General features: G+C 73.8%; 26 protein-coding genes. 14 read left to right on the top strand and 12 right to left on the bottom strand.

Annotation, left to right across the window (positions count from 1 at the left end):
- Positions 1-674: hypothetical protein (locus OJ962_RS32650; protein WP_270006888.1), on the bottom strand; the 674-nt coding region annotated here is incomplete at its 3' end.
- 77 nt (positions 675-751) lie between these two features.
- Here OJ962_RS32650 and OJ962_RS32645 point away from each other — a divergent pair.
- The 4 genes from OJ962_RS32645 to OJ962_RS32630 all read left to right on the top strand — a co-directional run bounded on the left by OJ962_RS32645 (position 752) and on the right by OJ962_RS32630 (position 4,389).
- A complete protein-coding gene (locus OJ962_RS32645; protein ID WP_202955543.1) occupies positions 752-1,189 on the top strand; it encodes a DUF488 domain-containing protein in 438 nt (145 codons plus the stop codon).
- Positions 1,190-1,302: 113 nt separating this feature from the next.
- Positions 1,303-2,745, top strand: a complete 1,443-nt coding sequence (locus tag OJ962_RS32640; protein ID WP_202955544.1) for a GAF domain-containing sensor histidine kinase — start codon at positions 1,303-1,305, stop codon at positions 2,743-2,745.
- Between the two features lie 160 nt (positions 2,746-2,905).
- Positions 2,906-3,421, top strand: a complete 516-nt coding sequence (locus OJ962_RS32635; RefSeq protein WP_202955545.1) for an RNA polymerase sigma factor — start codon at positions 2,906-2,908, stop codon at positions 3,419-3,421.
- A complete protein-coding gene (locus OJ962_RS32630; protein ID WP_202955546.1) occupies positions 3,418-4,389 on the top strand; it encodes a CU044_5270 family protein in 972 nt (323 codons plus the stop codon). The genes OJ962_RS32635 and OJ962_RS32630 overlap by 4 nt, the downstream gene beginning before the upstream one ends.
- Before the next feature lie 245 nt (positions 4,390-4,634).
- Here the strand turns inward: OJ962_RS32630 and OJ962_RS32625 are convergent, their stop codons facing one another.
- On the bottom strand, positions 4,635-5,570 hold the full coding sequence (locus tag OJ962_RS32625) for an ABC transporter substrate-binding protein (RefSeq protein ID WP_202955547.1): 936 nt from the start codon (positions 5,568-5,570) through the stop codon (positions 4,635-4,637).
- A 28-nt stretch (positions 5,571-5,598) separates the two neighbouring features.
- Between OJ962_RS32625 and OJ962_RS32620 the strand changes: the two genes are divergently transcribed.
- Together OJ962_RS32620 and OJ962_RS32615 are read left to right on the top strand one after the other, a co-directional pair.
- Positions 5,599-6,426: a queuosine salvage family protein gene (locus OJ962_RS32620; RefSeq protein ID WP_202955548.1), complete on the top strand. Its 828-nt coding sequence runs from the start codon at positions 5,599-5,601 to the stop codon at positions 6,424-6,426.
- A 72-nt stretch (positions 6,427-6,498) separates the two neighbouring features.
- A complete protein-coding gene (locus OJ962_RS32615) occupies positions 6,499-7,224 on the top strand; it encodes a SigB/SigF/SigG family RNA polymerase sigma factor (RefSeq protein WP_202955549.1) in 726 nt (241 codons plus the stop codon).
- Here OJ962_RS32615 and OJ962_RS32610 read toward each other — a convergent pair.
- The 8 genes from OJ962_RS32610 to OJ962_RS32575 form a co-directional block, all read right to left on the bottom strand.
- Positions 7,221-8,165 (bottom strand): S-adenosylmethionine:tRNA ribosyltransferase-isomerase, encoded by a 945-nt coding sequence (locus OJ962_RS32610; protein ID WP_202955550.1) that lies wholly within the window; start codon positions 8,163-8,165, stop codon positions 7,221-7,223. The genes OJ962_RS32615 and OJ962_RS32610 overlap by 4 nt on opposite strands.
- Positions 8,162-8,827, bottom strand: a complete 666-nt coding sequence (locus OJ962_RS32605) for an SDR family NAD(P)-dependent oxidoreductase (protein ID WP_202955551.1) — start codon at positions 8,825-8,827, stop codon at positions 8,162-8,164. Before OJ962_RS32605 ends, OJ962_RS32610 begins: the two co-directional genes overlap by 4 nt.
- A gap of 83 nt (positions 8,828-8,910) precedes the next feature.
- Positions 8,911-9,540, bottom strand: coding sequence for a response regulator (locus OJ962_RS32600; protein WP_202955552.1), 630 nt, complete (start codon positions 9,538-9,540; stop codon positions 8,911-8,913).
- Positions 9,537-10,634, bottom strand: coding sequence for a GAF domain-containing sensor histidine kinase (locus OJ962_RS32595; protein ID WP_202955553.1), 1,098 nt, complete (start codon positions 10,632-10,634; stop codon positions 9,537-9,539). Before OJ962_RS32595 ends, OJ962_RS32600 begins: the two co-directional genes overlap by 4 nt.
- Before the next feature lie 34 nt (positions 10,635-10,668).
- Positions 10,669-12,045 (bottom strand): FAD-binding oxidoreductase, encoded by a 1,377-nt coding sequence (locus OJ962_RS32590; protein ID WP_202955554.1) that lies wholly within the window; start codon positions 12,043-12,045, stop codon positions 10,669-10,671.
- A 6-nt stretch (positions 12,046-12,051) separates the two neighbouring features.
- Complete coding sequence (locus tag OJ962_RS32585) at positions 12,052-13,230, bottom strand: hypothetical protein (RefSeq protein ID WP_202955555.1); 1,179 nt, start codon at positions 13,228-13,230, stop codon at positions 12,052-12,054.
- Positions 13,227-14,480 (bottom strand): hypothetical protein, encoded by a 1,254-nt coding sequence (locus tag OJ962_RS32580; RefSeq protein ID WP_202955556.1) that lies wholly within the window; start codon positions 14,478-14,480, stop codon positions 13,227-13,229. Before OJ962_RS32580 ends, OJ962_RS32585 begins: the two co-directional genes overlap by 4 nt.
- Entirely contained in the window at positions 14,477-15,004 is a 528-nt protein-coding gene (locus OJ962_RS32575; protein WP_202955557.1) for an RNA polymerase sigma factor, read from the bottom strand. The genes OJ962_RS32580 and OJ962_RS32575 overlap by 4 nt, the downstream gene beginning before the upstream one ends.
- 38 nt (positions 15,005-15,042) lie before the next feature.
- Here OJ962_RS32575 and OJ962_RS32570 point away from each other — a divergent pair, with 38 nt between their 5' ends.
- Together OJ962_RS32570 and OJ962_RS32565 are read left to right on the top strand one after the other, a co-directional pair.
- The gene (locus OJ962_RS32570) at positions 15,043-15,501 is read left to right on the top strand and encodes an NUDIX domain-containing protein (protein WP_202955558.1); all 459 of its coding nucleotides are present in this window, start codon (positions 15,043-15,045) and stop codon (positions 15,499-15,501) included.
- A gap of 46 nt (positions 15,502-15,547) precedes the next feature.
- The gene (locus tag OJ962_RS32565; RefSeq protein WP_202955559.1) at positions 15,548-16,018 is read left to right on the top strand and encodes an ATP-binding protein; all 471 of its coding nucleotides are present in this window, start codon (positions 15,548-15,550) and stop codon (positions 16,016-16,018) included.
- Here OJ962_RS32565 and OJ962_RS32560 read toward each other — a convergent pair.
- On the bottom strand, positions 16,015-17,376 hold the full coding sequence (locus OJ962_RS32560; RefSeq protein WP_202955560.1) for a TrpB-like pyridoxal phosphate-dependent enzyme: 1,362 nt from the start codon (positions 17,374-17,376) through the stop codon (positions 16,015-16,017). The genes OJ962_RS32565 and OJ962_RS32560 overlap by 4 nt on opposite strands.
- A gap of 453 nt (positions 17,377-17,829) precedes the next feature.
- Between OJ962_RS32560 and OJ962_RS32555 the strand changes: the two genes are divergently transcribed.
- The 3 genes from OJ962_RS32555 to OJ962_RS32545 are packed head-to-tail and all read left to right on the top strand — an operon-like array spanning position 17,830 to position 21,187.
- Positions 17,830-18,591, top strand: a complete 762-nt coding sequence (locus tag OJ962_RS32555; RefSeq protein ID WP_202955561.1) for a DUF4097 family beta strand repeat-containing protein — start codon at positions 17,830-17,832, stop codon at positions 18,589-18,591.
- The gene (locus OJ962_RS32550) at positions 18,588-20,165 is read left to right on the top strand and encodes a sensor histidine kinase (RefSeq protein ID WP_202955562.1); all 1,578 of its coding nucleotides are present in this window, start codon (positions 18,588-18,590) and stop codon (positions 20,163-20,165) included. The genes OJ962_RS32555 and OJ962_RS32550 overlap by 4 nt, the downstream gene beginning before the upstream one ends.
- Complete coding sequence (locus tag OJ962_RS32545; RefSeq protein WP_202955563.1) at positions 20,162-21,187, top strand: sugar ABC transporter substrate-binding protein; 1,026 nt, start codon at positions 20,162-20,164, stop codon at positions 21,185-21,187. Before OJ962_RS32550 ends, OJ962_RS32545 begins: the two co-directional genes overlap by 4 nt.
- On the opposite strand, the gene ybaK is transcribed toward OJ962_RS32545, so the two are convergent.
- Complete coding sequence (gene ybaK / locus OJ962_RS32540) at positions 21,165-21,647, bottom strand: Cys-tRNA(Pro) deacylase (RefSeq protein ID WP_202955564.1); 483 nt, start codon at positions 21,645-21,647, stop codon at positions 21,165-21,167. The two genes, OJ962_RS32545 and ybaK, sit on opposite strands and share 23 nt — an antisense overlap.
- A 15-nt stretch (positions 21,648-21,662) precedes the next feature.
- Between ybaK and OJ962_RS32535 the strand changes: the two genes are divergently transcribed.
- From OJ962_RS32535 to OJ962_RS32525, 3 genes are all read left to right on the top strand, one after another.
- Positions 21,663-22,127 carry a hypothetical protein gene (locus OJ962_RS32535; protein ID WP_202955565.1) on the top strand — a complete coding sequence of 155 codons (465 nt, stop codon included), beginning with the start codon at positions 21,663-21,665 and terminating at the stop codon, positions 22,125-22,127.
- Positions 22,128-22,139: 12 nt separating this feature from the next.
- Positions 22,140-23,615 (top strand): glutamate--cysteine ligase family protein, encoded by a 1,476-nt coding sequence (locus tag OJ962_RS32530; protein WP_202955566.1) that lies wholly within the window; start codon positions 22,140-22,142, stop codon positions 23,613-23,615.
- Between the two features lie 104 nt (positions 23,616-23,719).
- Positions 23,720-26,238 (top strand): FtsX-like permease family protein (locus OJ962_RS32525; protein WP_270006887.1); only part of this gene is annotated, 2,519 nt, incomplete at its 3' end.

Below are 26,238 nucleotides of genomic sequence, written 5' to 3'. Positions count from 1 at the left end.
GGGCGGCGGCCGGAGCGGGTGCGGTCGAGCGCGCCGACCCGGGCGGCGCGGGCGCGGGCGATCGTGTCGCGGCGCTCACGCAGGCCGGCGGTGATGCTCGCGAGCGCGTTGCGGCGGGCGAGCACGGCCGTGCGCTCACGGGCCTGGCGGGCGGCCAGGCGGGCCAGGGCGCGCTGCTGGGTGCCGGCCTCGCCGCGGGCGTCGCGGACGAGGTTGAGCACGTTCGTGTCGGCGCGCTCGACGCGCTTGACGAACGCGAGCGTCTCCAGCAGCTGCGGGAACCCGTCGGCGTGGAAGACGACGGTGACGAAGTCCGGGCGGTCGCCCATGTAGCGCTCGCGCAGCAGGCCGGCGAGCTTCTCGCGGACATCGGCGAGCCGCTTGCGCAGGCGGGTGACGCGGCGCCGGGCCTCAACCTCGCGCTGCTCGGTGGCCGCAAGGCGGGTCTCGGCCTCGTCGAGGTCCTGCTGCGCGGCGCTCAGGCGGCCTTCGAGGATCGTGACCTCGCGCGCGGCCTTGCGTTCGAGCTCGCCGAGCCGCTCGGCCGCGCTCGCCAGGGACCGCTCGCGCGACTTGCCGTCGCCGATCCGGTCGCGCAGCGTGCCCTCGTCCTGCGCGAGGGCGACGGGTACGAACACGAAAACGGCAAGGAGCAGCAACACCACACGGCGCATCGAAGTCCAACCTAGAAGCGCTCACGTGCGGCCTCTGCAATCCCGCTGTCAGGCGGGACGGCCGATAGCCTGGCGGCGTGGCGACCATCTTCACCATCGGGTACGAGCGGCTGTTGCCGGCCGAGCTCGTCGCCGAGCTCGAGGCCGCGGACGTCAAACGCGTGATCGACGTGCGCTTCCGGCCGCAGTCCCGGCGGCCCGGGATGTCCAAGACGCGGCTGTCCGAGCTGCTGGGCGCGCACGGAATCGCGTACGAGCACCGGCGCGAGCTCGGCACGCCCGCGGACATGCGCTGGCTGTTCCACGCGGGGCGGACCGAGGAGGCGGCGTCCGCGTTTCTCACCCACATCGAGCAGAGCGCGCCGGACGCGCTCGACGGGCTCGCCACGGAGCTCGAGCACGCGCCGCCGACCGCGCTGCTGTGCCTGGAGGCCGACCCCGCGGGCTGCCACCGGCGCGTGTTGACCGAGGCGTTGCAGACGCGCGTCCCAGACCTCCAAGTAGTCGATCTCTAGACCCTTGAGCGGTATGGACGACCTGAGCATGGCGTACGATCCGTCTCGGCGTGTGCCCCCGGAACTGCTGTCGGGGGCACACGATCCCCTTTCGTAGCTAGCGTCTAGCCCCAATGCGCGGCCCGGCCTTGACCTCCGCGGCCCTGCGGGGGCTGCTCGACGCGACGCCCGCCGCGATCGGGTGCTTCGACGCGCAGCTGCGCGCGGTCTACGCGAACACCGCGTTCACGATGGCCACGGGCGTGCAGATGGGCCGGGTGATCGAGGACGCGGCGCTCGCGGCCGAGGTCCGCGCGATGGTCGAAGGGACGGGTGCGCCGCGGCGGGTGCGGATCGCGGCGCCGCACCGGATGCCCATCTCCGGCACGCTGTTCGCGCTCGGGGACGCGCTGATCGGGCTCGTGCTCGACGCCGGCGCCTATGAGGCGCTGGCCGTGCTCGCCGAGGAGCAGTCGGCGCTGCGGCGCGTCGCGACGCTGGTGGCGAGCGACCCCGAGCCCGAGGACATCTTCCGCGTCGTCGCCGAGGAGGCGGGCCGGCTGTTGCACGCGCGCAGCGCCGCGACCATCCGCTACGAGGGCGACTTCGCCGTGACCGTGGGCCGCTGGGCCGACGACGACCTGGGCGGGTTCGAGGTCGGCACCGTCGTGCCGCTCACCGACAGCGACGGCGTGACCGCACTGGTCGCGCGCACGGGCGAGCCGGCGCGGGTCGAGGACTACCGGGGCGTGAAGGGCTACGCGGCGGAGATGATGGCCTCGGCCGGGTACCGGTCCGCGGTCGCCGCGCCGGTGGTCGTTCCGGGCGGGCGCATCTGGGGCGTCGTGCTCGTGGCCTCGGCGAACGTGCTCGGCGAGGCGGCCGAGCACCGCCTGGCCGGCTTCGCGGAGCTCGTCGCGCTGGCGCTGGAGTCCGCCGAGGCCCGCGCCGAGCTCAAGGCCTCACGCGTGCGGATCCTGGAAGCGGGCGTGACCGAACGCCGCCGGCTCGAACGCAACCTGCACGACGGCGCGCAGCAGCGGCTGGTCGCGCTCGCCGTGCAGCTGCGGGTGCTGGAGAAGCGGCTGGGCGAGCCCGACAAGGCGGTCGCGATGCTGCGCGCCGCGGCGCTCGAGCTCGAGCAGGCGCTGGCCGAGCTGCGCGAGCTCGCGCGCGGCCTGCACCCGGCGGTGCTCGCCGACCGCGGCCTCGCGCCCGCGCTGGAGACGCTCGCCTCGCGCTCCCCGCTGCCGGTCGCGCTCGAGGGCGTGCCGGAGGGCCGGCTGGCCGAGCCGCTGGAGGCCGCCGCGTACTTCGTCGTCGCCGAAAGCCTCACGAACGCCGTCAAGCACGCCGACGCCACCGAGCTGCGCGTGCGGATGGCGACCGAGGCGGGTGAGCTGCGCGTGGAGATCTCCGACGACGGCCGCGGCGGCGCCGACCCCGAGGCCGGCGGCGGCACGGGCCTGCGCGGGCTCGCCGACCGGGTCGAGGCGCTCGGCGGCCGGCTCACGCTCGAATCCACGCCCGGCGCGGGCACGACCGTGCGCGCCGCGCTTCCGCTCGGGCAGACGTAACGGTTCGGCCGGTGCCGGACACAAGCCTGGATGTGACCGACTTGGAACCCCACCGGCGCCCGGCATCCGCGGGTGCGCGCCGCGAGCGGCGGTGCCCGGCGCCCGCCAGTGATCGCGGCAGGCGGCGGCGCCCCGCGCCCTCGCCGATCGCGAGGCGGACGTGACCGACTTCGACGCCCTCTACGCCGCGCACCGCGACGACGTGTGGCGCTACTTCAAGCGCCGCTCGCCGGCCGACCACGAGGATCTCGTCACGGAGGTCTTCCTCGTCGCGTGGCGGCGCGCCGGCGAGGTGCCGCACGAGCCGCTGCCGTGGCTGTACGGCGTCGCCCGCCGGGTGCTGGCCAACCACCGGCGGGCGGGAGATCGCCGGGACGCGCTGGCCGAGCGCGCCGCCGCCCACGCCGCGCCCGCCGCGCCGGATCTCGCGGAGGCCGTCGGCCTGCGCACCGACCTCGCCCGCGCGCTCGCCGAGCTCAGCGACCAGGACCGCGAGCTCGTCCTGCTCGTCGCGTGGGAAGGCCTCACGCTCGCCGAGGCGGCCGCCGCGCTCGGCTGCCGCCGCGGCACCGCGGCCGTGCGCCTGCACCGCGCGCGCCGGCGCCTGCACACCGCCCTGCACGACGACGAGAGCGGCCCCGCGCTCGCGTCCATGACCGCCTTGGAGGAACGATGATCGACGAGATCGCCCAGGCCGACCCGGCCCGTGACGCCGCGCCGACCGCGGCCGAGGGCGCACGCATGGACATCCGGCTGCACGGGTTGCTGGCGGAGGAGACGCGCCCGGCGGCGGCGCCCCGGAAGCGGCCGCGCCGCGCGCTCGTGCTCGTGCCCGTCGCGCTGGCCACCACCGCCGTCACGCTCGGCGTCGCGCTGCCCGGCGGGAAGACGCCCGCGATCATCCAGCCCGCCCCCGCCAGCGCGGCGACCGTGCTTTCCGACCTGCAGGGCAAGGTCGCCGGCGCCGCCGGGGAAAGCGGGCGGTACGCGTATCTCAAGCAGATCTCCTACACCTCGCACATGGGGCAGGACTACGTCGCCGTGATCCCGCACGAGTCCGAGCAGTGGATCGACGCCAACGGGGACGGCGTGGGGAAGGAGCTCGTCCACGACGACCAGGCCACGTTCCCCACGCCCGCGGACAAGCTGGCGTGGAAGGGGAAGCCCAGGCCGCCGTACAACGAGGAGCCGTACGCGCTCGACAACGTCGAGGTCATCGGGCTCAGCATGAAGGAGATCAAGGCGCTGCCGACCGACCCGGTCCAGCTGCGCACGCTCCTGGAGAACCGCGACAACGTGATCGTCACGGCCTACGCGGGCGCTCTGCTGTCGTTCGCCGGCACGCCGCAGGAGGTCAAAGTCGCGCTCTACGGCGTGCTCAGGAGCCTGCCGGGCGCGGAGCTGATCCCCAAGGCCACCGACCCGCTCAAGCGGACGGGCGTCGGCATCCAGTTCGACGACGAGGCGTGGCGGACGCTGTTCCTGTTCGACCCGGACACGGGCGAGCTGCTCGGCACCAAGTCGATCGGCAAGAAGGAGGTCCCGGGCCGCACGATCGAGGACTGGACGCTGACCGTCGAGTCCGGCCGGACGGACACCGCGCCGGAAGCCAAGCCGGTCACGCCGCAGACGACCGCGCGCTGACAAGACGGGTTGCGCGATTGACGCATCTGCGCGAAGGTTGCGGGCAGGCAATGGAAGATCCGCCGGACCCGTTAGGGCAATACCCCGGCGGCGAGCTTCTGCTCGTCACACCACGGCTCTGAAGCCTGGTGGCCGCTGAGCGGCCCCCGCTGAGATCGGAGGCAGCCCGGACAGTGACAGGGTCCGGGCGCCCCAATCACGAGGTCGGGACATCCCCGCCGCCCCACCCCGATCATCCGACCTCGCTACCCCGCGCTGCGGAGCGTGAAGTCGAACGCCTGCCCCACGTCCGGACGTTCCTCGACGAGACCGATCTCGGCGTCGAAGTCCGCCCATTGCTCGAGCACGTCGCGGTCGAGCTTCAGGTCGTCGGCGAACAGCGGCAGCACGGCGTCCAGCTGCGCCCGCACGAGCGCGGTGTCGTCGGTCTCGGCCGCCTCCGCGATCACCTCCACCGCCTTGTCCGGGCGCGCACGCGCCTCGTCGATACCGGCATCGATCGCGTGCAGCGCGCTCGTGAGGCGCTCACGTTCCTTCGCCAGCGTCGCGCGCGAGGTGATGAACACGACCTCCGGATACGGCGGCGCGCCGTAGTCCTCGACGCGGAACTCGTTCGCGTCCAGCCCGCGCTGCTTGAGCGCGACGCCCTCCGCGTTCCAGAACACCGGCACGGCGTCGACGCGCTTGGTCAGCAGCCGCGAGACCGCGTTGAACCCGATCGTGACCTGCTCGACCTTCGACGGGTCGCCGCCGTCGTGGGAGACGATCGCGTTCAAGAAGGCCGGGTCCGAGGGCAGCCCGGACACGCCGACCGTGCGTCCCTCGAGGTCCCGCGGGCGCGCGATGGACGGCTGCGCGACCAGCGCCGCCAGCGGCTTGCCGACGAGCGCGCCGACGGCGACGACGTCGGTCCCCGCCGCGCGCGCGATCGCGAGGTCGTGGATGTCCAGCACGCCGAGCTCGACCTTCCCGCTCGAAACGAGCTTGAGCCCGTCCGGCCCGGAGCCGGGCGTCTGGATGCGCACCGCGTCACCCGCCAGGTAGATCGGCGCGTGCACGGGGTTCGGGACGAAGTCGAGCGCAACCGTGACCGGGCGCGAGGACGGCGGGGTGGCGGGCTCGTCTTCGCCGCCGCATCCGGCGACCGCGAGGAGCGTCAGAAGTACGACCAGGCGACGCATGCGGTCCAAGACCGTAGCCTGTCGCGCTGTGCTCGCCGACGAGGTCCGCCGCCACTGCGCCCAGATCGCGACCTCCGCGCGCCACGTGAGGATCGACCTCGACGCGCCGGTCGAGCTGGACGGGATCGCCGGCCTGGACCCCGAGCTGCATTTCCTCGAAGGCCGCCCGGAGGACGTGACCCGCTACGTCCTGATCCTCGACGCGATCAACTTCGGGTCCGGCTTCTTCGGAGAGCTGTCGACCACCACCGACGCGATCACGGAGCGCCTCACCGCCCACGCCCGCGCGCACGGTCCCTGGACGGCGGAGCAGCTGCACGCGCTCGACGCTCCGACCGTCGCCGCCACGCTCGCCCTCGAGCCCAGCCACCAGCTGACGCATCTGTACGCCGAGGCGCTCAACCAGCTCGGGGCCTGGCTTCCGGACCACCCGATCCCCGCCACCGCCGACGGGCTCGCCCGCGCTCTCACCGCGATGCCGTTCTTCGCCGACCACGGCTTCTACAAGCGCGCGCAGATCGCCGCCAACGACCTCCAGCTCGCTGGCGTCGTGGACTTCCCGGACGTCGACGCGCTGACGATCTTCGCCGACAACCTCGTCCCGCACGTGCTGCGCGTCGACGGCGTGCTGATCTACGACGACGCGCTCGCCCACGCCGTCGACCACCAGCTCGAGCTGCCCGCCGGCAGCGAGTATGAGCGCGAGCTGCGGGCGTGCGCCGTGCACGCCTGCGAGCAGCTCGCGCAGCGGGCGGGCGTCCCCCCGCGCACGCTCGACAACTGGCTCTGGAACCGCGGCCAGAATCCGCCCTACAGCGAGGGTTTCGCACATATCACGAAGACGGTGTTCTATTGAGGGACGTCACGGTCGCCTGTATGACCGCGTTCACGTGGCGCAAAGGTTTCGAGCCGTAGGGTCGCGGAGGTTATGCGGTTCACGGGGGACCTTTGGCGGCGGGCGCGCGAAGGTGACGGACACGCGCGCGCACGTTTGATCGAGATGCACATGCCGCTCGCGCGCTCGCTCGCGGTCCAGTACCGCCACGCGCGCGAACCGCTCGACGACCTGTGCCAGGTGGCCAACCTCGGCCTCGTCAAGGCCGTCGACCGCTACGACCCGGCCCGGGGCATCGCGTTCACCTCATTCGCCGTTCCCACCATCCTCGGCGAGCTCAAGCGCCACTTCCGCGACCGCACGTGGACGATCCACGTCTCACGCGGGACACAGGAGGCGATCGCGCGCGTGGAGAAGGTCAGCGAGGAGATGCGCGCGCAGCTCGGGCGCTACCCGAGCGTCGGCGAGGTCGCGGACGCGACGGGGATGAGCGTCGAGGAGGTGACCGAGGCCCGGCTGGCCGAGGGCGCCTCGCGGCTCGCGAGCCTCGACGCCCCGGTCGCGACCCGCGACGAGGCCGCCGACGGCGGGCTCGCCGACCTGCTCGGCCGCGACGACGAGGGCCTGCACCGCGTCGAGGACGCCGTCTGGATCGAGCAGCTCGCCGGCAGCCTCACGCCGCGCCAGCGCGAGGTGCTGCGGCTGCGCTTCGTCGAGGACCTCGTGCAGCGCGAGATCGCCGAGCGCGTCGGGCTCTCGCAGATGCACGTGTCGCGGATCCTGCGCGACACCCTGGCGCAGCTCGCCGACGCGGCCTAGCGGCGCAGGATCAGGTGTGAGTCGCCGAACTCGTGGCGGCGGTAGCCCGCGCCCGCGGCGTAGGCGCGGCGCAGCACGTCCGCGCCGGCGATCGCCTCGAGCATCAGCAGGTGCGATGCGTCGGGATCGTGCCAGCCGGTGAGCAGGCCGTCGACGACGCGCACGCGGTGCTCGGGCGTGATCGTGAGGCTCGTCCAGCCTTCGCCCGGATGGACGCGGCCGTCCTCGTCCGCCACCGTCTCCAACGCGCGCACGACCGTCGTCCCGACCGCGATCACGCGGCCACGGCGCTCGTTGATCCGGCGCGCCGTGTGCGCGGAGACGCGGTAGCGCTCCGGGTAGGGCCGCTCGCCGCGCTCCTGCGAGGAGACGCCCGTGTGGAGCGTGATGCGCTGCACGCTCACGCCGGCCGCGCGCAGCGCGCGCAGCGTGTCCTTGGTGAACGGGCGCGCCGCGCTCGGCATCTCGGCGCTGCCGGGCTCGGTGGCGAAGATCGTCTGGTAGTCGCTGAGCGGGCGTGCGGAGGTGTCGTGCGCGTAGCGAATCGGGGCGCCGTGGCGGTGCAGGTACTCCAGCAGCGGCTCCGGCAGCTCCAGCCGCGCGACCCACAGCCGGCCGGGGCTGAGGTAGGGCGCGAGCAGCGTGGCCCGGCCGCCGGCGGGGAGCGTGAGCGTCTCCGCGCGGGCCGTCGCGCGCTGCCCGTGCCGGCGGACCTCGACCACGTAGCCGTCCGGGTGCGGAGTGGAGAGGTGGAGCGCGACGGCCGTGCCGTCGGGCCTGCGCGCGGGCAACGCCGCCGGGATCGTCGCCGACGCGTTGACGATCAGCAGGTCACCCGCGCGCAAGTGGGTGGGGAGGGAGTCGAAGTCGGTGTGGATCAGGCGCTCGCCCTGGCTGACCAGGAGCCGCGTGTGGTCGGGCGCCACGGCGAGCGCGGTCATGTGAGAGCTCCGAGCTCGGACGTCCGGTAGCGACCGGAGCGCAGGTCGCCCTCGATCAGCGCGAGGATGCCCGGGACGCTCGCCTCGGGCGGCGGGCGGTCGGAGATGTCCTCCCCCGGGAACGCCTCCTGGTGCAGGCGGGTGTTCATGTCGCCGGGATCGACCGAGTAGATGCGCAGGTCGTGGTGCTCGATCGCGAGCACGGCGGTCAGGTGGTCGAGCGCGGCCTTCGCCGAGCCGTACCCGCCCCAGCCCTCGTACGGCTCCTCGGCCGCGTCGGACGTGATGTTCACGATGCGCGGGCGGTGCGGGAGCGCGAGCTGAATCAGCGCCAGCGGCGCGAGGACGTTGACGGCGTACACCTGCTCGAACGCGTCGAGCGGATAGCCGGCGAGCTTGGGCTGCGGGCTCGGGCCGAGGATCGACGCGTTGTTGACCAGCAGCTGCAGGTCGTCGCCCGCGGCGGCGATCAGCGCCGCGCGGTGCTCAGGATCCGTGACGTCGCCGGGGATGGCGATCGCGTCTTCCAGTTCGGCTGCGACCTCGTCCAGCGGACCGGAGACGCGCGCGTCGATGACGAGCCGCCACCCTCGGTCGGCGAGGGCGCGGGCCAGCGCGAGCCCCAGGCCGCGGGAGGCGCCGGTGACGATGGCGGTGGGCATGCCGACGAAGCTACGCCCGGCCCTGCCCGCCCACCATCGGGAATTGGGCCTAGGACCGTTTCCTAAAGAGGGACAGTCCCTCTTTAGGAAACGAGGCCGTGGCGGACGGCGTAGAGGGCGGCCTGGGTGCGGTCGGTCAGGTCGAGCTTGGCGAGGATGTGGGAGACGTGCGTCTTGACCGTCTTCTCGGCCACGCCGAGCTCGAGCGCGATGACCTTGTTGGAGCGGCCCTTCGCGATCAGGACCAGGACGTCGCGCTCGCGCGGCGTGAGGTCGTCCACCTGCGCGGGCGCGCCACCGCCGGCGGCGATCTCCTCCACCACGCGCGTGGCGATCGTGGGCGAGAGCGGAGCCTGGCCGTCATGCGCCGAGCGGATCGCGTCGACGAGCTCCGCGGGCTCGACGTCCTTGAGCAGGTAGCCCGCGGCGCCCGCGCGCAGCGCGGCGAACAGCTTGTCGTCGTCGCCGAAGCTCGTCAGCACGATCGTGCGCGCTCGGCCCTCCCGCAGGTGTTTGAGCGCGCCCACCCCGTCCAGCACCGGCATCACGAGGTCGAGCAGGATCACGTCCGGGTCCGTGCGCCGCGCGGCGTCCACGGCCGCCTGCCCGTCCCCCACCTCGGCCACGACCTCGATGTCCTCCTGCAGATCGAGGAACGTGCGCAGCCCCTGGCGCACCACGGCGTGGTCGTCGGCGAGCAGGACGCGGATCATAGCGTCAGCTCCACGGTCGTGCCCAGGCCGCGCTCGCTGCGGACGGTGAGCGCGCCCCCGGCCTCGATCGCGCGCTCCTGCATGCTCGTCAGCCCGAGCCGCTGGCCGCGCACCTCGGGCCCTTCCGGGTCGAAGCCGACGCCGTCGTCGGTGACGGTCAGCGTGCGCCCGCACAGCCGCACCTCGATCCGGGTGGCGTCCGCGTGGCGCACCGCGTTGCCGAGCGCCTCCTGGGCGATCCGCAGCACCTGGGTCGCGCACTCGGGGCTCAGACGCGGCACGTCACACACCTTCAGGTCGATCTCCTGCCCGGTCACGCGCCGCAGCACCTCGACGTGCTTGCGCAGCACGGTCGCGAGCCCTTCGGCCTCCAACGAAGCGGGCCGCAGCTCGAACACGACGGCGCGCAGCTCCTCCATCGCGCCCGACGCGAGGTCGCGCACGCGCTTGAGCTCCACGCCCGCCGCGCAGGCGTCGCGGTCGAGCAGCGTGAGCGCCGACTCGGCCGCGAGCTTGACGCCGAACAGCCGCTGCGTGACGTTGTCGTGCAGGTCGCGCGCGAGCCGGTTGCGCTCCTCGACGATGCTCAGCTCGCGCGAGCGCTCGTGCAGGCGCGCGTTCTGGATGGCGATCGCGGCGTGGGCGGCGAGCAGCTCGATCAGGCGCTGGTCCTCCTCGGAGAAGCCGGCGTCCTTCTCGGTCAGGTAGATCGCGCCGATCACCTCGCTGCGGGAGACGATCGGCACGCCCAGGAACGAGCGCATCTGCGGGTGCGCGCGGGGCCACCAGCCCCGGAAGCGCGGGTCGGCGGTGATGTCCTCGGTCAGGTGCGGCTCGGGCGAGTGCAGCATCGCGCCGAGCATCCCGTGCGTGCGCGGCAGCGGGCCCATCGCCTCGATCAGCTCGTCGCTCATGCCGGACGTGATGAAGCGCGCGAACGCGCCGTCGCCGTCCGGGATGCCGAGCGCCGCGTAGCGCGCGCCGCCGAGCTCGCGCGCGGAGTCCACGATCCGCTGCAGCACGGAGTCGACCCGGTGGTCGGCGGCGATCGCCAGCACGACGTCGCTGAGCGTGCGGAAGGCGGTGCTCTCCAAGGCCCTCAGAACGTTACGCGGTGAGCGGCCGGGTTCAATCCGGCAACGGTCCTAGGACCTTGCCGGGGTTGAACAGGCCGGCGGGGTCGAGCGCGGCCTTGACGGCGCGCATCATGGCCAGCGCGGCGGGGCCGTGCTCGAGCTCGACGAACGGGATCTTGCCGTAGCCGACGCCGTGCTCGCCGGTGCAGGTGCCGTCATAGGCGATCGCGCGCCGCACGAGCCGGTCGTTGAGTGCACGGGCGCGGCGCAGCTCGCTCTCGTCGGTGGGGTCGACGAGGATCGTGAGGTGGAAGTTGCCGTCGCCGACGTGGCCGAGGATCGGCGCGATCAGGCCGGAGGCGTCGAGGTCGGCCTTGGTCTCCTTGATGCAGGCGGCGAGGTTGGAGATGGGAACGCAGGCGTCGGTGGTGAACGCCTCGCAGCCCGGCCGCAGCGCGCGGCCGGCCTCGTAGGCGCCGTGCCGGGCGTGCCAGAGGCGCCGGCGCTCGGCCTCGTCGGCGGCCCAGTCGAAGCCGAGCGCGCCGTGGCCGCCGGCGATCGCCTGCACGTCCTTGGCCTGCGCCTCGGTCTCGGCCGGCGTGCCGTGGAACTCGAGCAGGAGCGTGGGCGCCACGTGCAGCTGCAGGTCGAAGTGGCGGTTGACGGCGTCGATCTGGACCTCGTCGAGCAGCTCGATGCGCGCGACCGGGAGCGCGTGGGCGAGCACCTCGATGACGGTGTCGACGGCGGCGTCGAGGGTTCCGAACGCGCACGCGGCGGCGGTCATCGACTCCGGCGTGGGCTGGACGCGCAGCGTGATCTCGGTGATGAGGGCGAGCGTGCCTTCACTGCCGATGAGCAGGCGCGTGAGGTCGTAGCCGGCGGAGGACTTGCGGGCGCGCGAGCGGGTGCGGACGATCTCGCCGTCGGCGGTCACGACGGTGAGGCTGAGGACGTTCTCGCGCATCGTGCCGTAGCGGACGGAGGTGGTGCCGGAGGCGCCGGTGGCGACCATGCCGCCGAGGCTCGCGTCCGCGCCGGGGTCGACGGAGAAGAACACGCCCTCGGGGCGCAGCCGCTGATCCAGCTGGCGGCGCGTGACGCCGGCCTGGACGGTGACGTCCATGTCCGGCACCGACAGCCGCAGGATCTGGTTCATGAGGCCGGTGTCGACGCAGACGCCGCCCCGCAGCGCGGCGACGTGGCCCTCGAGGCTCGTGCCCGCGCCGAACGGGACGATCGGCGCCGCGTGCGCCTTGCAGACCCGGACCACCCGCGCCGCCTCCTCGGTGTCGCGCGGATAGACGACGAAGTCCGGTGCGGCGGGCGGGTGCCAGCCCTCGTCGGTGCCGTGGCGGCGCAGCTCGTCGGCGCCGGTGACGACGCGGTCGGCGTCGAGCGCGGCGATCAGGTCCTCCTGCAGGCCCATCCGCGCTCATCCTACGTAGAGCGAACGCGTCACCTCCCGGCCGTCGCGCAGGTGGGCGGTCGCCGTGGCCTTGCCGCCGGTGAACTGGCCGTCGTAGACGGCGAGGACGAAACCGTTGGAGGGGATCAGCGTGCGCACGTCGCGTGGCGTGCGGATGGTCACCCGTTCGACCGTGCTGTGCACGCGGCCGGAGAACACGAGCCGGTTGTCGAGCGTGCGGCGCTCGATCTTCCCGCGGTCGTCGCCCTGCGGGATGCTCGAGAGCATCGTCGTGAGCCGCATCGGATAGCTGCGCGTCGGCACGCGCAGGCCGCAGGCCGGTGGGAAGCCGGCCGTCGACGCGAACGTGTCGAGCCGGGAATCGACCCAGCCCGGCTGTGTGCCGATCAGCCGGTCCGGCCCGGTGACGCATACGCCGCCCCGCGTGCCACGTTGGATGACGATCCCCCACGGCTCGCCGCCGGCCGGGTCCGGCGAGCGCACGGCAACGCTCTGCGTCCCGGCGACGGGCCGCTCACGCCCGCGGCGCGGCGGCTCCGAGGCGTAGTTGAACCGTGTGCGCGTGCCGTCGCGGCGCTCGACCACGCCGCGGCGCAGCGGCGGCGCCTCGCCCGGTCGCACCTGCAGGACGACGTGCTCCGCGCCGATCGCGATGCGCGGCTCGCCCGCCGGCGTGAGGGCCACGGCGTCATCGTCGACCGGTCCCCAGGTGACGGTGCGGCCCGGCTGCGGGGAGCGTCCCGGCGCGTACGTGATGGTGGTGATGCGCGAGACGCCCGTGCCGTAGCTGTCCAGGTGCTTGGCCGTGTAGCAAGTCGTCGGGAGCTCGTAGCGGCCCGGCGCGTGAAGGGTGAACGCGCCGTGACCGTCGACCCAGCCGAACCGCTCGCCCTGCAGGCGCCCGAGCTCCCAGCATCGCATCACGCGCTGCTTGTGGTCGCGCGAGTCGTACTCGCGCACGGCCCACGGGTGCGCGCCGCCGGGGTCGTCACTTCGGGCGACGAGCCGCAGGCGCTCGACGGGGAGCGGGTCCGGCTTGACCTGCTCGGGCGTCGACGCGGCGGCGGCGGCGTCGACGGCGGGCGGGCGCGTGCGCGGCCGCGGGTCCTCGTCGGCGGCGAGCACCGCGGTGGCGCCGACGGCGGAGCCGAGCAGGGTCGCGGCCACGGCGAGGCGGGCGATCATCGGGGCCTCCGGGACTCGACGGGGTCGGGGACGAGGCCCTCGCCGGGGCGACCGCGCTCCACGGTGCCGTCCGCGAGCGTGACCTCGAGCGTGAGGCCGTCGGGCTTGACGCTGGGCGCGAGCACGGCGGCGAACGCGCCCTGCTTGGAGACGTCGAGCGCCTGCGGAGGGCCGGCGCCGTGGAGCACGACCTTGCGCACGGCGTCGTTGCTGCGCGCGACCCCGTAGACCACCGTGCGCGCCGGTGTGTCCTGCCACGTCCACTGGTCGAAGCCCTTCACGCCCTGCTGGCCGGGACGGATGGTGCGCGCGTCGGCGACCCACGCGCGTGTGCTGGTGCGCAGGCCGAGGCACGCGGTCGGCGTCTTCACCCGCGCGGGTCCGCTCCCGCGCGCCTGCTGGACGAACGCGCAGCGCCAGCGCGTGCCCATCGCGTAGCGCATCGTCTCCCACGCCTGCGCGCCTGCGGGGTCGGTGATCGTCGGGCGCGCGTCGCCGAGGTTGTGGCGCTCGGCGCGCCCGCCCGCGAACGCGAGGCTCAACGACAGCTGGTGGTCCTCCGGATAGCCGCGCAGCACGGTGACGTACGTTCCGCCGGGGCCGACCCGCAGCTTGCGGTCACCGGTCGCGGTGCGCAGCGTCACGCTCCGCAGCCGTTCACCGGCGACGCCGTAGACGACCGAACGCACATCGCGCAGCTCGTCCGCGGCCATTACGCGCGCGCCCGTGAGCGTCCCGCCCTGTCCGCACGCGTCGCTGAGCTCGCCCGGGAGCCGCCGGAACACGCCGTCGAGCCCGGTGAGCCCGAACACGTTGTCCCGGACCTGGCCGACCGTCGTGCACGTGAAGCCGGTCTTCGAGCGCGCGACGCGCAGCGCCCACGGCGGCCCACCGTCCGGGTCGGGTGCCCGCAGCGGGGTGACCACGGCGGTGCCCGCCAGCGGCGTCTGCTCGTCCGGCACCTGCTCGGGCACCGGCGCCTCCACGACCGTCTGCCGGAGCACGACCGCGGTCGCCGCGCCGGACGTCGCCGCCACGGGCACCATCACCGCGAACGCCACCGCAACGGACCGCCAACGCCGCCGCCGCGGCTCGCGCGCCCGGGCCACGAGCCGCTCGCCGAACGCCTCGATGGAGGGCAGCTCGTCCCGCCGGGCGGCTGCGACGAGCGCGTCGCCGAAGGCCGCGAGCGCCGGGAGGTCGCCGCCGGCCGCCGCGCCGCAGCCGCGCGGCTCGTCGCGCGCGGTCACGCTGCGTTCCTCTCGCTCTCGAGCTCCGCGGCCAGGCCGCGCAGCGCCCGTGACACGCGCGCTCGCGCTGCCGGCTCGGCGATGCCCAGCGCGGCCGCGACCTCCGGGTACGGGCGCTCCTCGAGCACACGCAGGCGCAGCGCCTCGCGCGACTCGGGCGGGAGGTCGCCGACGAGCGCGGCCACCCGTGCACGCAGCTCCGCGAGGCCCGCGAGCTCCTCGACGCGCTCGTACTCGACATCGCTCAGCACCGGCGGCTCCAGGCCCAGCTTGCCGAGCATCCGCCGCTCGACGGCGGCGCGCCGGTACCAGCCCGAGAGCTGGTGGCGGGCGATCCCGTACAGCCAGCCGGCGGCGGCGTCGTCGCCGGACCCGCGGAACGCCCGCCGGTCGGCGACGGCGGCGGCGAACGTCTCGGCCATCAGCTCGCTCGCGACCTGCGGGTCGAACGTGCGGCGCGCGAAGAACGCGACCAGTCCGCGCGCGTGCAGGCCGTAGAGCCTCCCGATGTCGTCGGCGTCCATCGCTTCCTTAGGAGCGCGACCCGCCAGACTTGTGACACATGGCCAAGCGCTCCGCCGGGATCCTCCTGTTCCGCCGCGACCCGCTCGAGGTGCTGCTCGTGCATCCGGGCGGCCCGTTCTGGGCCAAGAAGGACCTCGGCGCGTGGTCGATCCCCAAGGGCGAGCACGAGGAGGGCGAGGACGCGATGGCGTGCGCGATCCGCGAGTTCGGCGAGGAGACCGGCTCCCAACCGTCACCGGGCGAGCTGACCGACCTCGGCACGGTCAAGCAGAAGGCGGGCAAGGTCGTGCAGGCGTGGGCGCTCGAGGGCGACCTCGACGCCGGCCAGGTCGTCTCCAACACCTTTTCGATGCAATGGCCGCCGCGCAGCGGCAAGTTCCAGGACTTCCCGGAGGTCGACCGGGCGGAGTGGTTTCCCCTGGACGTTGCGGCCGAACGCATCAATCCGGCGCAGGCCGCGTTCCTGGAGCGGCTGCGTAACCGGTTCGGTTCATGACTTGGCAGAAGGTGTAAAGCCGTCACCGGCGGGCATACCCGTTCGCATGAGCACGGTTGTGGAGGCCACCTTGCTCGACGTTGACCTGCCGGCGGAGCCCCGCAGCGCGTCCCAGGCGCGCCGAGCGGTGCTGAACGCACTCAGCGGGATCGCCGTCGACAAGGATGCGGTTGGAGTGGTTGTGTCGGAGGCGGTCACCAACGCCGTCGTCCATGCCTATCGCGACCGGGACGTCCCCGGCCGCGTCCACGTCTCGGCGAGCCTGGATGACCATGGCGTCGAGGTCGCGGTCGACGACGACGGCCTGGGCATGCGCCCGCGCGTGGACAGCCCCGGCGTGGGCCTCGGCCTGCCGTTGATGGGCGATCTCGCCGATCGCGTGGACATCACCAGCCGTGATCCGGGCACCCGGATCGCCGCGTTCTTCGCCCTCATGGGCCCGGCCGGCCCCCACGGCCGCCCGCTCGCGCGCCACATGTCGGGACGCGCCGAGCGGCGACTCGCCCACCTCGTCTAGCTCAGCGCAGGAGCGTTCTCGGGCAGCGCGGCGAGCGCGGCCTGCAGGTTCTCCTCCGAGAACTCGGGGTCCTCGAGCGTCCCGGCCAGGTACGCGTCGTACGCGGCCAGGTCGAAGTGCCCGTGCCCGCAGAGCCCGAACAGGATCGTGCGCTCCTCGCCGGCCTCCTTGGCGGCCAGCGCCTCCTCGATCGTCGCGCGGATCGCGTGCGCGGGCTCCGGCGCCGGGATGATGCCCTCCGTGCGCGCGAACCGGACCGCGGCTTCGAACGTCTCGTTCTGCTTGTAGGCGCGCGCCTCGATCACGCCCGCCTTCACCAGCCCGCACACCATCGGCGAGTCGCCGTGGTAGCGCAGCCCGCCGGCGTGCACGGGCGGCGGGACGAACCCGTGGCCGAGCGTGTACATCGGCATCAGCGGCGTCAGCCCGACCGTGTCGCCGAAGTCGTACGCGTAGACGCCGCGCGTGAGCGTCGGGCACGCGGCCGGCTCGGCCGCCACGTACCGGATCTGGTTCTCGCCGCGCAGCGTCCCGCGCAGGAACGGGAACGTGAGCCCCGCGAAGTTCGAGCCGCCTCCGACGCAGCCGACGATCACGTCCGGGACCGCGTCCGCGAGCTCGAGCTGCGCCATCGCCTCCTGCCCGATCACGGTCTGGTGCAGCATCACGTGATTGAGGACGGAGCCGAGCGCGTAGTTGGTGTCGGGACGGGACGCGGCGATCTCGACCGCCTCGGAGATCGCGATCCCCAGCGAGCCCGTGGTGTTCTCGGCTTGCGCGCGGCCCGACTGCGTCCGGTCCGACGGCGAGCGGTGCACGGACGCGCCCCACGTCTGCATCATCGAGCGCCGGTAGGGCTTCTGGTCGTAGCTGGAGCCGACCATGTAGACCTCGCATTCGAGCCCGAACAGGCTGCACGCGAACGCCAGCGAAGAGCCCCACTGGCCCGCGCCCGTCTCGGTGACGAGCTTCTTCACGCCCGCTTGCGCGTTCGCGTACGCCTGCGGGACGGCCGAGTTCGGCTTGTGCGAGCCCGCCGGGGAGACGCCCTCGTACTTGTAGAAGATCTTCGCGGGCGTGTCGAGCGCCTGCTCGAGCCGGCGCGCACGGAACAGCGGCGTCGGCCGCCACAGCCGGTAGGCGTCGCGGACGGCGTCCGGGATCGCGACCTCCGGCTCCATCGAGACCTCTTGGCCGATCAGCTCCATCGGGAAGATCGGCGTGAGGTCCTCCGGGCCGGCGGGCTGGCCGGTGCCGGGGTTCAGCGGGGGCAACGGCTCTCCGGGCAGATCGGGGAGGAGGTTGACCCAGTGCGTCGGGATGGCGTCCTCGCCGAGGACGAACTTGGTCTGGCTCATCGGGCGAGCCTAAAGGAGGGGTGGGCCGCCGCGCTGGTCAGACGCGGCGGCCCTGATGCTGCAACGGCGGCGGGGGCCGGAGGAGAGAGGGGACGTCCCCGGTGCCGGAGCGTTCTTGAGAGGAACTGGAGACAGCCTGGCGGTGCAACCTTGGCGCCACCTTGCCCGAACCTTGAGAACTCATAAGTTCCGGGACGGGCCCTCAGGGGGAGTTGGGCCGCCGCGCTGGTCAGACGCGACGGCCCTGAAGTGCGAGCCGGCCGGCGGACGTCGGTGGGGGAAAGGGCGCCCTGGGGCCGGTGCGAGGAGAGAGTGGCCCATCCGTGGGCCCTGCTGCAGAGTCCTTTAGGGAACGATGTGAATCCTTCCACCCCCCGTAGGGGGGATGGCTACGGCTTCCATGCCAGCGATGGTGTGGACAGCCGCACCCTTCACACCTCTACGGTTACGCGCGTGAGCATCACGGAGGATGCGCCGGTCCAGGCGCGGCAGTCGGACAGCACACCTGGGCCCGCTCCGGTGGCCTGGTGGTGGCTCGTCGCTGCCTCCGCGCTGGTGCTCGTGCTGGTCGCCGCCGCGCTCGCGGTCTGGTCGATCGCCTCGCACGAGACGCGCACCACGCCCTACCGCATCCTCGGCGACGTCAACGGCCTGCGACTGGACCTCGGCGAGGCCGACGTGGAGATCGACGGCGGTGCCTCCAGCATCGAGATGACCCGCACCGACGAGTTCTCCTTCGGCAAGCCGTCGACCGGCGAGCCGCGTGTGGAGGACGGCACCGTGAGCATCACCTCGCGCTGCCCCGAGCAGGTCCTCGGCTCCTGCCGCGTCAGCTACCGGCTGACGGTCCCGGACAACGTTCCCCTGGTGATCGAGACCTCGAGCGGGAACGTGGATCTGGCCGGCGTGCGCGCCAGCGTGCAGATCTCGACCGGCTCGGGGGCGATCCGCGCCACCGGCTTCTGCGGCTTCTCGCTGCGCGCCGTCTCGGACAGCGGCGACGTCACGACCGTGTCGGAGTGCTCGGCCGACCGCCTCGAGCTGCGCTCCACCACCGGCGACGTGCACGCTGTCGTCCCCGCCGCCCGCTACACGATCGACGCCCAGAGCGACACGGGCGACGTCCGCACGCGCGGGCTGATCGGAACCGACGAGGCGCCGTACGAGATCCAGGCGCTCTCCACTGCCGGCGACGTGACCGTCGAAGCCGCATGACGGCCGCGATCGACCTCTCGCCTCACCTGCGCGCCGCGCGCCGCACGCTGCTGTACCTGTTCGTCGGGCTCGGGCAGGGGGTCGCGTACCTGCTGGTCATCGGCGGCGGGCTCGCGCTCGGCGTGCTGCTCGCGCCGCTGTGGGTCGGCCTGCCGCTGTTGGTCGGCACGGCGCGGCTCACGTGGCGGCTGGCCGAGGGGGAGCGGCGCCAGGCGAACCGGCTGCTCGAGTCCCACATGCCGCCGGTCCCGCCGCCCCCGTCCGCGCGCGGCGTCCGCGAGCAGCTCGGCAACCGCACGTACTGGCGGGTCGCCGCGATGCTGCTGCTCAAGCTGCCGATCACGCTGGTCGCGCTGGGCCTCGGGCTCGCGCCCGCGCTGCTGGCGATCGTGCTCGCCGGCCTCGGTGTGAGCGGGCTCGACGGCGGCGACGGCCGGCTGGTCGGGCCGTGGGAGCTCGGCCCGGCGGTCGGGATCGCGCTGTGCCTGCTCGCGTTCCCGGCGACGATCGTCTCGATCGCGCTGCTGGAGGGCATCGGCGGCGCGATGTGCGCGATCGCGCGGCGGCTGCTCGCCACCCGCGCCGTCGAGAGCGGGCCCGTGCGCGAGATGCTGGCCGAGCGGCTCGGCGACCGCTCGCTGAACATCGCCTACTGGCTGCCCGACCGCGAGATCTTCGTCGACGAGGCCGGGCGCAAGGTCGAGCTGCCCGAGCCGGAGTCCGGGCGCACGTGGACCGCGGTCGAGCACGAGGGCACGCGCGTGGCGGCGATCATCCACGACGCGGAGCTCGACGCGACCCCCGAGCTCGTCTCCGCCGCCGCCTCCGCCGCCGCGCTCGCGATCGACAACGAGCGCCTGAAGGCGGAGCTGCGCGCGCGGGTGGAGGAGCTGCGGGTCTCGCGGCTGCGGATCGTCGAGGCCGCCGACGACGCGCGCCGCCGAATCGAGCGCGACCTGCACGACGGCGCGCAGCAGCAGCTCGTCGCGCTCGCCCTGGACCTGCGCATGCTCAAGGCGCGGCTGGGCGACAGCGGCTTGTCCGGCACCGTCGACGAGATCGGCGAGAAGCTCGCTTCGGCCCTGGCCGAGCTGCGCGAGTTCGCGCGCGGCATCCATCCCGCGTTCCTGTCCGAGCGTGGCGTGGGCGCCGCGGTGGAGGCGCTGGTGGCGCGCGCGCCGCTGGAGGTCGAGGCGAGCGTCGAGCTGCCCGAGCGCCTGCCCGCACCCGTCGAGGCGGCCGCGTACTTCGTGGTGGCCGAGGGCCTGACCAACGTCATCCGCTACGCCGACACCCGCCGCGCGAGCGTGCGCGTGTACGAGGACGGCGGCGAGGTCGTGGTCGTCGTGACCGACGACGGCAAGGGCGGCGCGACCGTCGCGGGCGGGACTGGGCTGCGCGGCCTGATCGACCGGCTCGCCGTGCTCGACGGGCGCCTGCAGGTGCACTCGCCGCCCGGCGAGGGCACGCGGCTGGAGGCGCACATCCCGATCGAGGCGGGGTCACTGGTGGCCGAGGCGTCCGAGATCCGCGCGTGGCCCGTCCACCCGCTGCCGCCGGAGCCACAGTCGTGAGGCGCTGGCTGATCCTGCTCGCGCTGCTCGTGGTCGCCGGGTGCGGGAAGGAGACGACCGAGCCGGCGCGCGAGATCGTGGTGCGCACGGACGACAGCGCGCCCCGCGACACGCCCGACCAGCAGTCGCGCGGCGTCCGGATCGCCAGCTCGCGGATCGTGTTCGTCACGCACGGGCAGGCCAGCGACGAGTTCTGGACGGTCGTGCGCCGCGGGCTGCAGGACGCGGGGCGCCAGACGGGTGCGGCCGTCTCCTACCGCGCGCCCGACTCGTTCTCGATCGACCGCATGCGCCAGCTGATCGACCAGGCCGTCGCCGACCACCCCGACGGGCTGGTGGTCTCGGTGCCGGACGCCGAGGCGGTCGGGCCGTCGATCGAGCGCGCGGTCGCCGAGGGCATCCCGACGATTACGATTAACAGCGGGAGCGACGCCTTCAAGCGGCTCGGCGTGCTCGCACACGTGGGGCAGCCCGAGTACAAGGCGGGCGTGGAGGCCGGGCGGCGCCTGGCCCAGGCGGGCGTACGGCGGGCGCTGTGCGTCAACCAGGAGTCGGGCAACGCGGGGCTCGACGAGCGCTGCCGCGGGCTGCAGGCCGGGCTGCGACGCAGCGGCGGGACGGTGAGCCCGTTGTCGGTGCCGCTGCAGGACGCCGCGACCGCGCAGCGGCGGATGTCCGAGGCGATCACCGAGGGGGACGTCGACGGCGTCGTCACGCTCGGGCCGGGCGCGGCGAAGCCGGCGATCGACGCCGTCAGCGCCAGCGGGCCGCGGTCGCGCATCACCCTCGCCACGTTCGACCTCAGCCCCGAGGTGCTCGAGGCCGTCCGCGACGGCGAGATGCTGTTCGCCGTCGACCAGCAGCCGTACCTGCAGGGCTTTCTGCCGGTCATCCTGCTGGCCGAGCAGGCGCGCCACCAGGTGTTTCCCGGCAAGGGATCGCTGATCCCGACCGGCCCGCAGTTCGTGACCGAGACGAACGCCGAGGACGTGCTCCGGCTCAGCGCCGAGGGGGTGCGCTGATCGGCGCCGTGACGGCGCGCGTGAGGCGGATGAGCTCGTTCGGGTCGAGCTCGATCTCGAAGCCGCGGCGGCCGCCGCTGACGTGGATGGTGGGATGGTCGGCGGCGCTCTCGTCGAGCACCGTGGGCAGCGCCTTCCGCTGCCCGAGCGGCGAGATGCCCCCGGCGACGTAGCCCGTCGTGCGCTCGGCCTGCTTGACGTCGGCCATCTGGGCCTTCTTGGCCTTGCGCGCGCTGGCCAGCGCCTTGAGGTCGAGCTGACGCTCGACGGGGACGATCGCGACCGTCAGCTCGCCGTCGACGGAGGCGACGAGCGTCTTGAACACGGTGGCGGAGTCCAGACCCAGTCGCTCGGCGGCCTCGAGGCCGTACGACTCGTGCTTGGGGTCGTGGTCGTAGACGTGGGTCGTGTAGGCGACCTTCGCCTTGTCCAGGGCTGTGGTTGCGGGCGTCGCGCTCATCAGTACCTTCCCGGCATGCGACGTCTGAGCCTATTCGCCCTGGTGGTCTTCCTCGTTGCGGCACCGGACGCCGTCGCGATGATCCAGCTCGACCGGGGGATCGCCGGCGCCCGGTTGGGCGCCTCGCGCGCCGACGTGCGCGCGGCGCTCGGCAAGCCCGCGAAGGTGGCCGGTGGGCGCAACGAGTTCGGGCCGTGGGTCCGGTACACCTACGACGGTGGGTTGCGCGTGTTCTTCCAGGGGCGCTCGAACGTCACGTCGGTGCAGACGACCGGGCTCGGCGACCGGACGGCGAAGGGCGTCGGAGTGGGATCGACGGAGGCCGACGTGACCGCGAACGTGCCCGGCGTCGAGTGCGAGACGTTCGAGACGATCCGTTCGTGCCACACGGGTGACTTGGCGCCGGGGAAGCGGGTAACCGACTTCCTCATCACGGACGGGAAGGTCGCCCGCATCACCGTGGGCATCGTGATCGACTAGGGGGACGAGCGTATGGGCGACGAGGTCGCCGACACCACCTTCAGCCGCGAGAACCGCCAGCGCTATCGCGACAAGGTCAAGCTGTGCCTGGACGTCTTCGCGCAGATGCTCGCGGAGGCGCGCTTCGATCCGGACAAGCGCTCGATCGGGCTCGAGATCGAGCTCAACCTGACCGAGGAGACCGGCGACCCGGCGCTGGCCAACACGCACGTGCTCGAGCTGATCGCGGACGACGACTTCCAGACCGAGCTGGCGCAGTTCAACATCGAGATCAACATCCCGCCGCGCAAGCTGGAGGGGAAGGTCTTCGCCGAGCTCGAGGAGACCGTCCGGCGTGACCTCAACCACGCCGAGGAGCAGGCCCAGAAGGCCCACGCGCACATGATGATCATCGGGATCCTCCCGACGATCACCGAGACGCTGCTCAACGGTGAGGCGCTGTCGGCGAACCCGCGCTACAAGCTGCTCAACGAGCAGATCTTCGCGGCGCGCGGAGAGGACCTGGAGATCGACATCCGGGGCGTCGAGCGGCTCGCGGTCCTGGCCGACACGATCGCGCCCGAGGCCGCCTGCACGTCCGTCCAGCTGCACCAGCTGGTCGATCCGGCCGCCTTCGGCGCGCACTGGAACGCCGCGCAGGCGATCGCGGGCGTGCAGCTGGCGATCGGCGCCAACTCGCCGTTCTTCTTCGGGCGCGAGCTGTGGCGCGAGACGCGGATCGCGTTGTTCGAGCAGACGACCGACACGCGGCCGGAGGAGCTCAAGGCCCAAGGCGTGCGGCCGCGCGTGTGGTTCGGCGAGCGCTGGATCACGTCGATCTTCGACCTGTTCGAGGAAAACGTCCGCTACTTCCCGGCGCTGCTGCCGGTGGTCGAGGACGAGGACCCGATGGCCGTCCTGGAGTCCGGTGGGGCGCCGAAGCTGCAGGAGCTGCGGCTGCACAACGGCACGATCTACCGCTGGAACCGGCCGATCTACGACATCGCGCGCGGGCGGCCGCACCTGCGCGTGGAGAACCGCGTGCTGCCGGCCGGGCCGACGATCGTCGACACGCTCGCGAACGCCGCGTTCTACTACGGGCTCATTCGCGTGCTGTGCGACGACGATCGCCCCGTGTGGACGCAGATGTCGTTCTCGGCGGCGTGCGACAACTTCTACACCGGCGCTCGCGACGGGCTGGACGCGCGCGTGTACTGGCCGGGCGTCGGCGAAGTCCCGGCGACCGAGCTCGTGCTCCGGCGGCTGCTCCCGATGGCCCGGGACGGCCTGTCGCGCTGGGGGGTCGACTCCGGTGACGCCGACCGGCTGCTGGAGATCGTCGAGCGGCGCTGCGTCGAGGGCGTCAACGGCGCCTCGTGGCAGGCCGCGGCCTTCCACCGGCTCTACGACCGGCTCGACCGCGCCGACGCCCTGCGCGAGATGACCGTCCGCTACCGCGAGCACATGCACTCCAACGAGCCGGTGCACTCCTGGCCGCTGCCAACCTAAAGAAACATTAACGAGTCTGACCCCTTTAGGTTCGTCGGACCGCGTTTGTGAAGCCCACATTGCGGTTGCTTCCTAAAGGGGTCTGGCCCCTTTAGATTCGCCGCGTGCTCGCGGTGCTCGGCCTGGTCGTCGCGCGGTGCCGCCGGCGGGCGGGGGCGTTGGTCGCGGTCGCGGTCGGCGTGGCCTGCGCCGCCGCGGTGGTGCTGGCGGCCGCGCCGCTGACGCTCGTCGCGCGGGACACGGCGATGGCGCGCATGCTGGCGGACGCTCCGGCGCCCGAGCGGGCGCTGCGATTGACCGTGGGGCGCGCGGGGGAGCGCGAGGGCGGCGCCCCCGTGCTGGCGGGGTTGCAGGCGCAGGTGCGCGGCGACTTCCCGGGCGCGGGCGCGCGGGCCGTGCGCTTCAGCGGCCGGGCGGTAGGGCGGCAGTCGGTCGTGCTCGCGGGCGTCGACGGGTTGAGCGGGTTCGTGCGGTTGAGCGCCGGGCGGCTTCCGGCGCGTTGCGACGAGCGCGTGTGCGAGGTGGTCGCCGTCGCCGGGCGGGCACCGTCGGCGCTGCGGGTGCAGGGCGCGCGCCTGCAGGTCGTGGGCCGCGGGCGCCTGGACGGCGTACCGCTCGGTCCGTTGCCGCCCCCGCCGGGGCGGCCGGACGCGGGCGCGACGTTCCTGGTCGCCGGCGCGGTCGAGCCGCTGCTCGCGCTGCGGGCGCTGAACGGGTTGCCGCGCACGTTCGCGTGGACGCGCGTGATCGACCCGGCCGACGTGCATCCCTGGAACGCCGAAGCCGTGCTCGACGGGCTCACGAACGTCCAGGACGCGTTCGCCGGCACGGTCGACGGCGCGCAGGTCACGCTGCCGGCCGCCCCGATCGCCGCCGAGCTCGCGCGCGGCGAGGCCGCGGCCGCGTTCGCGCTGATCGTCGCCGGCCTGGCCGCCACTATCCTGCTCGCGTTCGCCGCCTTCGCCGCCGCCGAGCGCCACGACGACGTCGCCGCGGAGCTCCGGAGGCTGCGCGCGATGGCCGCCCGCCGCCGCCACCTGGCCGCGCTCGTGCTGGGCGAGGCGGCCGTGCCCGCACTGGTGGGCGTCCTGGCAGGGGCCACGATCGCGCTGGGGGTGACCGCGCTCGCCGCCGTCGCGGCCTCGCCGGGCGCGGGCGCGTCGCTCGCGGACGTCCTGCGCGAGGGGTTCTTCACGCCGGCCTCGCTCGTGCTCGCGCTGGCCCTGTTCGGTGCGGCCGTGGCGGTGATCGGCGGCGTGCTCGCCGGGGCGCAGTCGCGTGGTGTGCGGGTGGTGCTCGAGGCGGTGTGCGTCGTCGTGCTCGGTGGGCTCGTGTGGCAGGCGGCATCACGGGGAAGCGTCGACGCGGCCGAGCTCGCGGCGGGCGGGACGGTCGATCCGGTGCTCATCCTCGGGCCGGGCGCGGCCGCGCTGGCGTGCGGGTTGCTCGCGCTGCGGGTCGTGCCGGCGGTGCTGCGCGCGCTCGCGCGGGCGGCGGAGCGGTTGCCCGTGGCGCCGTATCTCGCGCTGGTGGCGCTGGCGCGGCAGCCGGCGCGGGGGGCGGCCGCCGTCGCGGGGGTGGCGGTCGCGGCCGCCGCGGGGACGTTCGCGCTCGGGCACGCGCGCACCCTGGAGCAGGGCGCGCTCGACCAGGCCGCCTACCGGACGGCCGCGGACGTGCGCGCGCTCGCGCCGGTGACCGGGGCGCGCCCGACGGCCGACCAGACGCCGGTCGTGCGGATCACGGCCGAGACGCTCGGGCGGCCGCTGCCGGTGCAGCTGCTCGGGGTCGGCGCGGAGGCGCTGCCGCGGCTGCCCGGGTGGCGGGAGGACTTCAGCGCGGTGCCGATCGGCACGCTCGCCGAGCGCCTCGAGGGCGACCCGAACGGGCTGCTCGTCGACGGCGTGGAGCTGCCCGCAGACGCGCGCGCGATCGAGCTGCCGCTCACGCTCACCGGCGCGCGCGCCGTCATCCAGCTCGCGGTGCAGCGGCCCGACGGGACGTTCACGCGCTACGGCGTGGACGAGCTGCCGCCGGGGCGTCACACGCTCACCGCGCCGGTCGGGCGCGCCGAGCGCGGCGGCAAGATCGTGGCGCTGGAGGTCGCGCTCGGCCCGGGCGGAAGCGGCACCAGCGACCTCGGGGAGGTCATCCCGGGCGACCTGCAGGCGAGGCTCACGGACGGCCGGCGGGCGACCCTCACCGACTTCTTCGACTGGGTCCCGTCAAGCGCCGGCTCGTTCACGGGCGGCACGTTCTCGTACTCGATCGCGGGCGTGGCGGGCTACCTCGGCATCCGCCCGCAGCAGCCCGCCGCGCGCGAGCCGATTCCCGTCCTCGCGACGCCCGCGCTGGCCGCCCGCACCCGCGGGAACCTGGTGCTGCGCCTGCCGGGCGGCGGCCAGACGCGCGTGAAGGTCGTCGGCACCGTCCGGCACGTCCCGACCACGCGCCCGGGCGAGGCGATGGTCGCCGACGTCGGCCGCCTGTTCGCCGCGCTCAACACGCAGTACCCGGGCTTGGCGTCGGTGTCCGAGCACTGGCGGATGGGCGCCGCGCCACCGGTGGGCCGCGAGCTGCGCCTGGACGAGCTCGCCGCCGCGGCCGCCGCCGACCCGCTCGC

This window comes from Solirubrobacter deserti, from assembly GCF_027587175.1.
In the GTDB taxonomy this organism is placed as follows: domain Bacteria; phylum Actinomycetota; class Thermoleophilia; order Solirubrobacterales; family Solirubrobacteraceae; genus Solirubrobacter; species Solirubrobacter deserti.
The sequence above is the reverse complement of the archived record's forward strand: the minus strand, read 5'-3'. Positions and strand labels throughout refer to the sequence as shown.

What these genes read in the sequence shown, in the direction of transcription:
- OJ962_RS32640 (WP_202955544.1), top strand. Translation starts at nt 1,303, where the DNA reads ATGCGCGGCCCGGCCTTGACCTCCGCGGCCCTGCGGGGGCTGCTCGAC.
- OJ962_RS32630 (WP_202955546.1), top strand. Translation starts at nt 3,418, where the DNA reads ATGATCGACGAGATCGCCCAGGCCGACCCGGCCCGTGACGCCGCGCCG.
- OJ962_RS32625 (WP_202955547.1), bottom strand. Translation starts at nt 5,570, where the DNA reads ATGCGTCGCCTGGTCGTACTTCTGACGCTCCTCGCGGTCGCCGGATGC.
- OJ962_RS32615 (WP_202955549.1), top strand. Translation starts at nt 6,499, where the DNA reads ATGCGGTTCACGGGGGACCTTTGGCGGCGGGCGCGCGAAGGTGACGGA.
- OJ962_RS32610 (WP_202955550.1), bottom strand. Translation starts at nt 8,165, where the DNA reads ATGACCGCGCTCGCCGTGGCGCCCGACCACACGCGGCTCCTGGTCAGC.
- OJ962_RS32605 (WP_202955551.1), bottom strand. Translation starts at nt 8,827, where the DNA reads ATGCCCACCGCCATCGTCACCGGCGCCTCCCGCGGCCTGGGGCTCGCG.
- OJ962_RS32600 (WP_202955552.1), bottom strand. Translation starts at nt 9,540, where the DNA reads ATGATCCGCGTCCTGCTCGCCGACGACCACGCCGTGGTGCGCCAGGGG.
- OJ962_RS32590 (WP_202955554.1), bottom strand. Translation starts at nt 12,045, where the DNA reads ATGGGCCTGCAGGAGGACCTGATCGCCGCGCTCGACGCCGACCGCGTC.
- OJ962_RS32585 (WP_202955555.1), bottom strand. Translation starts at nt 13,230, where the DNA reads ATGATCGCCCGCCTCGCCGTGGCCGCGACCCTGCTCGGCTCCGCCGTC.
- OJ962_RS32575 (WP_202955557.1), bottom strand. Translation starts at nt 15,004, where the DNA reads ATGGACGCCGACGACATCGGGAGGCTCTACGGCCTGCACGCGCGCGGA.
- OJ962_RS32570 (WP_202955558.1), top strand. Translation starts at nt 15,043, where the DNA reads ATGGCCAAGCGCTCCGCCGGGATCCTCCTGTTCCGCCGCGACCCGCTC.
- OJ962_RS32565 (WP_202955559.1), top strand. Translation starts at nt 15,548, where the DNA reads ATGAGCACGGTTGTGGAGGCCACCTTGCTCGACGTTGACCTGCCGGCG.
- OJ962_RS32560 (WP_202955560.1), bottom strand. Translation starts at nt 17,376, where the DNA reads ATGAGCCAGACCAAGTTCGTCCTCGGCGAGGACGCCATCCCGACGCAC.
- OJ962_RS32550 (WP_202955562.1), top strand. Translation starts at nt 18,588, where the DNA reads ATGACGGCCGCGATCGACCTCTCGCCTCACCTGCGCGCCGCGCGCCGC.
- ybaK (WP_202955564.1), bottom strand. Translation starts at nt 21,647, where the DNA reads ATGAGCGCGACGCCCGCAACCACAGCCCTGGACAAGGCGAAGGTCGCC.
- OJ962_RS32535 (WP_202955565.1), top strand. Translation starts at nt 21,663, where the DNA reads ATGCGACGTCTGAGCCTATTCGCCCTGGTGGTCTTCCTCGTTGCGGCA.
- OJ962_RS32530 (WP_202955566.1), top strand. Translation starts at nt 22,140, where the DNA reads ATGGGCGACGAGGTCGCCGACACCACCTTCAGCCGCGAGAACCGCCAG.